Source organism: Duganella sp. OV510, assembly GCF_900100205.1.
Classification (GTDB): domain Bacteria; phylum Pseudomonadota; class Gammaproteobacteria; order Burkholderiales; family Burkholderiaceae_D; genus Rugamonas.
The window spans coordinates 1-1298 of sequence record NZ_FNEQ01000027.1 but is presented as its reverse complement, the minus strand read 5'-3'; the positions used below and the strand labels follow the sequence as shown (position 1 = coordinate 1298).

Genomic DNA, 1298 nt, shown 5'->3' with positions numbered 1-1298 from the left:
GGCTCTTCACGGATTACCGGGAAACGCGGCTTTGATCTTCAGGAAAAAGAAGTCGGAGTCGCGGTAGCCATAGGCCATCCGTTTCATTACCTTGATCCGGTTGTTGATGCCCTCAAGCTGTCCGGTGTGCATAGGCCAGCGCACGCGGGCCAGTATGCCTCTCCAGTAGGTCTTCAAGCGCCTTGCGAAGCGGCTCAGTGACTCGATCTCACTCTCAGCAGCCATGCGCAGCCAAGTTTTCCAGCGGCACCGCCATTGCCAGGCCCCGCTGGGTTGCCATAGTTCCTTCAAGCTAGTCTTCATGATGTATGTGGTCATCAAGGCTTTGTTCGCTGCTAGTAGTTCCTCAAGCTTGGGCCTTTGCTCCTCCGGGACGTTCTCTGGATTGCGCAGCAGCAGCCAGCGGCCACGCTTCACTTTCTGCCTCGCTGATTTATCGTGCTTTAAGCCATTGGCCTCATCGACCCGCACGCGGTCGATCACTTCTCGGCCGTACTTGGCAACGACATGAAACAAGTCATAAACGATACGGGCTCGCGGGCAATGCCGCTGCACCTCCAAGTCGAAGGCTGTATTCATATCCATTGCGACAGCCTCGATCTGCTGGCAACGCTCAACACCGAGCCACTCGAAGAACGGGCGCACTGCTTCACGGCTGCGCCCTTCGCCAACCCAGAGTACTTGCCGTGTATCGGCATCAAGAACCACCGTGGCGTAACGATGCCCTTTGAATAGTGCAAACTCGTCCATGACCAACTTGCTGGGCTGCGCGACAGGCAGCGTCGCCAATTGTTCGATAAGCCTTGTTCGCTCGATACGCCGCACTGTTTCCCAGTGGAGGCCAGTAAGCTGGCAAACGTGGGAGACCGGCAGTTTCTCGCACCACAAGCCGACAAATTGAGCCAACCTGCGCGTCACGCGCGCGTGGCGGTCAAGCCAGTTAATTTGTTCGGCGCAGGTGCCGCAACCAGCACACCGGACACGGCGCAAATTCACCTGCAACCATACCGGCTCACCAAGCAAGGTCATGTCCCGTACTGTGCGCCAATATCGTCCATGCACGCGCGGACATATCGCGGAACAATTGGAGCAACGTGCGTCGCTGTCAGGGATAGGTACGAGCGAAATCCAAACACCGTCGCTGCGGCGATCAAAATTCCAAATGGAGAAGCCTTCCCAGAACGGGAGCTGGAGATTATTATCATGCATGAAAGCGGTGGGTAAAGTTAAGTTTTGTTGGTCGCACAACAAGTCTAACTTTTCTTCACCGCTTTCTCATTTCTAGATGCATTTCACAG

1 protein-coding gene is annotated in these 1298 nt (G+C 55.5%); it reads right to left on the bottom strand.

The genetic code is table 11. The features are described 5' to 3' along the window. Positions 1-6: 6 nt before the first annotated feature. On the bottom strand, positions 7-1209 hold the full coding sequence (locus BLS51_RS29110) for an ISL3 family transposase (protein WP_090285879.1): 1203 nt from the start codon (positions 1207-1209) through the stop codon (positions 7-9). Positions 1210-1298 lie beyond the last annotated feature (89 nt).

What these genes read in the sequence shown, in the direction of transcription:
- BLS51_RS29110 (WP_090285879.1), bottom strand. Translation starts at nt 1,209, where the DNA reads ATGCATGATAATAATCTCCAGCTCCCGTTCTGGGAAGGCTTCTCCATT.